General features: G+C 72.3%; 7 protein-coding genes. 5 read left to right on the top strand and 2 right to left on the bottom strand.

Going from position 1 to position 7,073, the window contains the following annotated elements; genetic code table 11:
• Both G3I65_RS58660 and G3I65_RS52985 read right to left on the bottom strand, forming a co-directional pair.
• The coding region (locus G3I65_RS58660; protein ID WP_309236096.1) for a DUF5667 domain-containing protein at positions 1-610 on the bottom strand (610 nt) is incomplete at its 3' end.
• 113 nt (positions 611-723) lie between these two features.
• Positions 724-1,416, bottom strand: a complete 693-nt coding sequence (locus G3I65_RS52985; RefSeq protein WP_160703821.1) for a sigma-70 family RNA polymerase sigma factor — start codon at positions 1,414-1,416, stop codon at positions 724-726.
• Between the two features lie 314 nt (positions 1,417-1,730).
• Here G3I65_RS52985 and G3I65_RS52980 point away from each other — a divergent pair, with 314 nt between their 5' ends.
• From G3I65_RS52980 to hemA, 5 genes are all read left to right on the top strand, one after another.
• Positions 1,731-3,245, top strand: coding sequence for an AMP-binding protein (locus G3I65_RS52980; RefSeq protein ID WP_160703819.1), 1,515 nt, complete (start codon positions 1,731-1,733; stop codon positions 3,243-3,245).
• Positions 3,246-3,255: 10 nt separating this feature from the next.
• The gene (locus G3I65_RS52975; RefSeq protein WP_160703817.1) at positions 3,256-3,498 is read left to right on the top strand and encodes a glutaredoxin family protein; all 243 of its coding nucleotides are present in this window, start codon (positions 3,256-3,258) and stop codon (positions 3,496-3,498) included.
• 57 nt (positions 3,499-3,555) lie between these two features.
• Positions 3,556-5,103, top strand: a complete 1,548-nt coding sequence (locus G3I65_RS52970; RefSeq protein ID WP_160703815.1) for a molybdopterin-dependent oxidoreductase — start codon at positions 3,556-3,558, stop codon at positions 5,101-5,103.
• 352 nt (positions 5,104-5,455) lie between these two features.
• Positions 5,456-6,370, top strand: coding sequence for a redox-sensing transcriptional repressor Rex (locus G3I65_RS52965; RefSeq protein WP_160703813.1), 915 nt, complete (start codon positions 5,456-5,458; stop codon positions 6,368-6,370).
• On the top strand, positions 6,367-7,073 hold a 707-nt coding region (hemA, locus tag G3I65_RS52960), incomplete at its 3' end, for a glutamyl-tRNA reductase (RefSeq protein ID WP_160703811.1). The genes G3I65_RS52965 and hemA, both read left to right, overlap by 4 nt.

Here is a 7,073-nt window from a genome sequence, read left to right as displayed (position 1 = left end):
GCCGGGCCGCCTGGTTGCGCGCCCACAGCCGGACGTCGGCCAGCGCCTGCGCGCCGCCGCTGGCGCTCGTCGCCACCGCGGCCAGCTGGGCGACGCCCGCCTTCAGGTCGGCGGCGAAGTCGTCGTACGCGGTCTGGTAATCGGCCTGGCTCGCGCCCTCTTCGGCCAGCTCGCCGAGCTCGGTGATCCGGTTGGTGGCGAATTCCAGGTGCTTCTTCGCCTTCGCCTGGTCACCGAACGTCAGGCTCAGCGCCGTCGACTCCCCGGCCCGCTTCACGCTGTACAGCGCGTCACCGGGCAACGCGCTCCTGGACAGCACCAGCGTCAGGCCCGAGAGCACCAGGACCAGGAAGAGCGCGGCGGCCACCAGGTCGGCGGTCCGCGGCCGCCACCTCCGACGCGGGGTGACCGCCGCCGTCTCCAGGCGGCCCGCGATCTCCGCGCGGATCCGCTGCCGGGTCGCCAGGTCCGGCGCCCCGGCCTCGCCGAGGTCACGCAGGGCGCCGACGAGGGCCAGCTCGTCGGCGAACTCGCCGTCCCGGCGTACCGGGGACGGCTCCAGGGCACGCGCGAACCGGTCGATCTCGGCTCGCTCACGCGCAAACCTCACCGCAGTGCTCCATCTCGGGCCGTGGCCGGTCCTGACACCGGTCTGGCAGGAGTAACGATCCAGAAGCCGCCAGGGTTACCGGATTCGGTCGACGGACCGGAAAGTTCGCGGGATCAGCGCAATCCGGTGGGCAGAAGTTGTGCCAATCGGCGTACCGCGCGGTGCTGGAGCGCCTTGATCGCACCCTCGTTGCGGTTCATGATCTCGGCCGTCTCCGCCACCGACAGGCCCTGCAGGAACCGCAGGATGATGCATTCCCGCTGGTCGTCGCCCAGTTCCGCGACGCAGCGCAGCAGCTCGGCGCGGGTCGCGCGGGTGATGGCCTCCTGCTCGGGGCCCGCCTGGACGCTCGCGCCGACGGTGAACGGCGCCGAGCCCGGCTCGGTCACCTCGTCGGTCACCACTTCGAGCTTGAACCGGCTCGACTTCACGTGGTCGAGCACGAGGTTGCGGGCGATGGTGACGAACCAGGCGCCGACGTCACGCCCCTGGTAGCTCACCGACGTGATCCGGCGCAGCGCGCGCAGGAACGTCTCGCTGGTGACGTCCTCGGCCAGGTCGCGGTCGCCGAGCCGGAACAGGACGTACCGGTAGACGACGTCGACGTAGCGGTCGTAGAGGCGGCCGAAGGCGGACGAGTCGCCGTCCTGGGCGGCGCGCACGAGCTCCCACGCCTCGGCCTTCGCGGCTTCGGCGCGCTCGTCGTCGGACGCCTGCCTGCTCACCGGCACGGCCGATGGGCGGCCGAACACGCGCTCGGCGAACATGAAGACGGGCCCGCGGCTCACGGCGGTCGGCACGGTCATCGGGCAGCACCTCCGGCGGCGACGCTGGCCACGCGGGCCACTGAACCCCCGGCACCCGGACGAGCAGGGGCCTGCCGGCTCGCGTGCCCCACGACTTCGTGGGCAAGCAAGTTCGTCACGGCGACTCCCTCTCTCCGGTCGCGGCGGTGATCAACACCACCCCGCGACGCAGTGCAGCATACGTGTAGTTACCGCGAAGTAGGTAGTGGCTCCGGGGTTGCGAAGAAGCGACGCTCGCGGTCAGCACCCATGACGTCGCTCCGAATGACAGACTTGCAACGCTTTGGCCGGGATCGGAGAAAGGCGGGCCGCGGGTGAGTGCTCCAGAGGGGACGACGTCGGGGGTCGGCGGGCTGCTTTCACGGGCCGCGGCCACGTGGCCGGACCACCCGGCCGTGCTCGAGACCGGCACCGGCCGCGGCCTGACCCACCGGCAGCTCGAAGCCGCGGCCCAGGCCCAGGCCAGGGCCCTCGCGGACGCGGGGGTCGCGCCCGGCGACCCGGTCGCGCTGCGGCTGCCGACGTCGGTCGATTTCGTGGTCGGTTTCTTCGGCGCGCTGCGCGCCGGCGCCGTCGTCGTACCGCTGTCGCCGCAGGTACCCGGCCCGGAGCTCGAGCGCCTGCTCGCGCACAGCGGTGCCAAGGTTGTCATCCAGCGGGATGCCGACGCCGAGCTGCCGGCGGGGGTGAGCGGTCTCACTCCGCGAAGCGACCACTCGGATGGAGTAGTCGAATTCGTCGATGCCGGCCGCGCCGGCGAGGACATCGCGGTCGTCTCGTACACCTCGGGCACCACCGGGCCACCGCGCGGCGTGATGCTGTCGCACCGCGCGCTGCTGGCGAACCTGGAGCAGCTCGGCCACGTCGAAGGCGCCCTCGACCACGACGACCGCGTGCTGCTCACCATCCCGCTCTTCCACGTCTACGGCCTCGGGCCCGGCCTGCTGCACGCCATCGCCGTCGGCGCGACCGCCGTCCTCTCGGAGCGCTTCGAACCGCAGCGCACCCTGGCCGACTGCGCGGAGCACGGCGTCACCACGATCACCGGCGTCCCGACCATGTACGCCGAGTTCGCCGCGCTCGGCGCCGGCGAGCTGCGCCGCGGCCTGGCCACCGTGCGCCGGATGACGTCCGGCGCCGCGCCACTGCACCCGAAGGTGCTGACGGCGATCCGGGAGGCCGCCGGCGTCGACGTCTACGAGGGCTACGGCCTGACCGAATGCGCGCCGGTGGTGACGTCGACGCTGGTCACGGGCTACCCGAAGCCGGGTTCGGTCGGCCGCCCGCTGCCCGGGATCGAGCTGCGGCTGGTCGACAGCGACGGCACCGACCAGGCCGTGCCGCTCGACCCGGACGACGTTGACGACATCTTCGAGGCCGAAGGCGAGACCGGGCTGGTGTCGATCCGCGGCGCGAACCTCTTCTCCGGCTACTGGCCCGACGGCGAGCACGGGCCGGACGAGGAGGGCTGGTTCCGCACCGGCGACGTCGGCTACCTCGACGTCGACGGCGACCTGCACCTGGTCGACCGCGCCAACGACCTGATCATCGTCAACGGCTTCAACGTCTTCCCGCGGGAGGTCGAGGAGGTCATCGGGCAGCTGCCCGGGGTGGCCGAGGCCGCCGTCATCGGCGTGGTGGACGAGCGAAGCGGCGAAGCGGTGAAGGCGTTCGTGGTGCCGGCGGCCGGGGCGGCGCTGTCCGAGCAGCAGGTTGTCGACCACTGCACCGCCCACCTGGCCGGGTACAAGGTGCCGCACCTGGTCGAGTTCGCCGAGTCGCTGCCGCACTCGGCCACCGGGAAGCTGCGCCGCCTGCGGCTGCGGTAGGAAGGACGCCATGGCGCACGAAGTGACGGTCATGGGCCGCGAGGGCTGCCACCTCTGCGAGGTCGCGGAGGCCGAGGTCGCGCGGATCTGCGGGGAGCTGGGCGTCGGCTGGACGGCGGCGGACGTCGACACCGACCCGGAGTGGCGCGCGGAGTACGGCGACCGCGTCCCGGTGATCCTGGTCGACGGCGCCGAGCACGGCTACTGGCGCGTCGAAGAGGACCGGCTGCGGCGCGCGCTGGCCCAGCCGTAACACGTCCGTAAGCGGTATCCGGCAGCCTCTGCGCGTCCCGGCTCCGAAGATGGAGACGTGACCACTCTGCAAGACGCGCCGCCGCGGCGGCTTTCGCTGCCGGTCGCGACCCTGGTCGGCGTCCTCGCGCTGGCCGCCGCCCTCGGCGTGGGGCACCTGGTCGCGGGCTTCGTCGGGTACACGGCGTCGCCGTTCATCGCGGTGGCGAACTACGTGATCGACCACAGCCCGACGGCCGTCGTGAAGTGGGCCGAGCGGACGCTGGGCACCTGGGACAAGCCGGTGCTGAAGGCCGGGCTCGCCGTGGTGCTGGTGCTGTTCGCGCTGCTGGCGGGCCAGCTTTCGCGCCGGACGCCGCGCGCCGGGCAGATCCTGGTCGTCGTGCTCGGCGCCGCCGGGGTCGCCGCGGTGTACGCGCGCTCCGACCTCGGGCAGGTGTCGCTGCTGGCGCCGGTCGCGGCCCTGGTCGCCGGCCTCGCGGTGTTCACCTGGCTGCACCGGATCGCGCTGCCGCCGGACGTCGTCCACGACCGGGGCTTCGACCGGCGGAAGTTCCTGCGCGCCGGGGTCGGTGTCGTCGCGGGTTCGGGCGTCGCGGCGGTGGTCGGCCAGGTGGCCGGGACCAGCTCGAACGCCGAGGACTCCCGGGCCGCCGTCGGGCCGCTGGTGCCCGCGCGGACCGCGCCGCCGCTGCCCGCGGACGCCGACTTCGCGAAGCTGGGCTCACCGCCGTTCATCACGCCGAACGGCGACTTCTACCGCATCGACACCGCGCTGGTCGTGCCGCAGATCCGGACCGAGGACTGGAGCCTGAAGATCCACGGGCTGGTCGACCGCGAGGTGACGTTCTCCTACGCCGACATCCGGAACCGGCCGCTGGTCGAGCGCCGGGTGACGCTGACGTGCGTGTCCAACGAGGTCGGCGGCCCGCTGATCTCGAACGCCAGCTGGATCGGCGTCGACCTGGTGGACCTGCTCGACGAAGCCGGCGTGCAGGCGGGCGCGGAGCAGATGTTCGCCACCAGCGTCGACGGCTGGACGTGCGGCACCCCGGCGAACGTCGCCCTCGACCCCCAGCGCGGCGCCATGCTGGCGATCGGCATGAACGGCGAACCCCTCCCGGTCGAGCACGGCTTCCCGGCGCGCATCGTGATCCCCGGGCTGTACGGGTACGTGTCGGCGACGAAGTGGGTCCAGTCGCTGGAGTTCACCAAGTGGAGCGACCGGCAGGCGTACTGGCTCAGCCGCGGCTGGAGCGAGCAGGCGCCGATCAAGACGGAGTCGCGCATCGACACCCCGTCCGGCTTCGCCCGCGTCCCGGCCGGCAAGGTCCGCCTGGCGGGGACGGCGTGGGCCCAGCACACCGGCATCGCGAAGGTCGAAGTCCGCCTGGACCAGGGCGCGTGGGTGCCGGCGACGCTGTCCGCGGAGGTGAGCAAGGACACCTGGCGGATGTGGTGGGCCGAGCTGGACGTGCCGAAGGGGACGCACCAGGCGTTCGTCCGGGCGACGGACCAGGACGGGTACACCCAGACGGAGAACCGCGCGGACCCGGTCCCGGACGGCGCGACGGGCTGGCACTCGGTGAGCCTCGACGCGAGCTGAGTGCCGGAAGTGCCTGGCCGGCGGGGCGGCGGAGACGCCGTGAATGACTCATTCATGTCGTCGGACGAGGTGAATGACTCATTCATGTCGTCCCGGCGCCGGTTCGCTGAGTGCCGGAAGTGCCTGGCGGGCAAGGATTCTGACGCCGTGTCATGATCGCTCGCCCGGTTCCAGCCCCTGGGAACCGCCTCCGACCAGTGACTTTGTGCGTGCGTTCACAAGTGGTCTACCGTAGGACCATCGCCCCCGGGCGGTCCGGCATCGAACCGGACTCCGCGTCCTGGGTCAAGACACAGTTCGGCATGGCAGTGGCGATGGCCGCCGGGTGCACAGCGGGCAGGAGACGACGGGCGTGGTGACACAGCGGGGGAGGCGCGACGCGGCGGACTCCCCGGGCCGGGCGCCGCGACGGGCCCGCCGCTCGAGCGCCCCGGACGCCGACAACGCCCCCACCGCCGAGATGCCGGCCGTACCCGCCGACGCCGACGGCCGCAACGGGGATGCCCCCGAGGCCGTGCGGGCGAAGTCGATCCCCGAAGCGGCGGTCGCGCGGCTCGCCGTCTACCTGCGGGTGCTGTCCGGTCTGCGCGACCAGGGCGCCACGACGGTGTCGAGCGAAGAGCTGTCCCAGGCCGCGGGCGTGAATTCCGCGAAATTGCGCAAAGACCTCTCCTACCTCGGCTCCTACGGCACGCGCGGCGTCGGCTACGAAGTCAGCGTCCTGGTGAGCCAGATCGAGCGCATCCTCGGCCTGACCCGGCAGCACAAGGTCGCCGTGGTCGGGATCGGCAACCTGGGCCACGCGCTGGCGAACTACGGCGGCTTCCCGGGGCGCGGCTTCCCGGTCGAGGCCCTGTTCGACCTGGACGCGGACCTGATCGGCGTGCCCGTGGGCGGCCTCCCCGTGTCGCACATGGACGACATCCCGCGGATCTGCGCCGAGCGCGGCATTTCCATCGGCGTGATCGCCACTCCGCCGACCGCCGCGCAGTCGGTGTGTGACCGGCTGGTCGCGGGCGGTGTCCAGTGCATCCTCAACTTCGCCCCGGTCGTGTTGCAGGTTCCTGCTCACATCGAGGTCCGCAAAGTGGATTTGGCCGTCGAGCTGCAGATACTCTCGTTTCACGTGGCCCGCCGCGCGGACGACGCCGCCGCGGATCAGGGCAATTCCGGATTACGCGCCCCCGGTGCGCCGTCCGAGAATGGGAACGGCAGGCGGAACGGTTCGGGTCCGGACGGCGGACGGGAAATGGTGGTGCGCTCATGAGCGTTTTGGCGGTCGGTCTTTCGCACCGGAGTGCGGAGCTGAGCACGCTCGAGCGCGCCGCGATCCCCGCGCCCGAGGTCGGCAAGGTGCTCGACGAGCTGCAGCAGGCCCAGCACGTCAGCGAGGTCATGCTCGTCTCGACGTGCAACCGGATCGAGGTCTACGCGGTCGTCGAGACGTTCCACGGCGGCCTCAACGACGTCTCCGACGTGCTCGCCCGCCAGGCCGGGATGGAACCCGCCGAGCTCTACGACAGCCTGTACGTCCACTACGCCGGCGCCGCCGTCGAGCACCTGTTCTCGGTCACCTCGGGCCTCGACTCGATGGTCGTCGGCGAGACGCAGATCCTCGGCCAGATCCGGTCCGCGTACGCCACCGCGCGCGAGGCGGGCACCGTCGGCCGCACGCTGCACGAGCTGATCCAGACCACGCTGCGCGTCGGCAAGCGCGTCCACACCGAGACCGGGCTGGACCAGCTCGGCGCGTCGGTCGTGTCCGAAGCGCTCGCCGCGGCCGGGGACGTCACCGGCAAGCACGCCGTCATCGTCGGCGCCGGCTCGATGGGCGCGCTGAGCGCGTCGCAGCTGCGCAAGGCCGGCATCGGCGAGATCACCGTGGCCAACCGCACCGACGCCCGCGCCCGGCGGCTCGCCGCGAACGTCACCGAGCAGGGCGTGCCGGCCCGCGCGGTCCCGCTGTCCGG

It is taken from the genome of Amycolatopsis sp. SID8362, from assembly GCF_010550475.1.
Classification (GTDB): Bacteria; Actinomycetota; Actinomycetes; order Mycobacteriales; family Pseudonocardiaceae; genus Amycolatopsis; species Amycolatopsis eburnea.
This window is presented reverse-complemented; position numbering and strand designations above follow the sequence as displayed.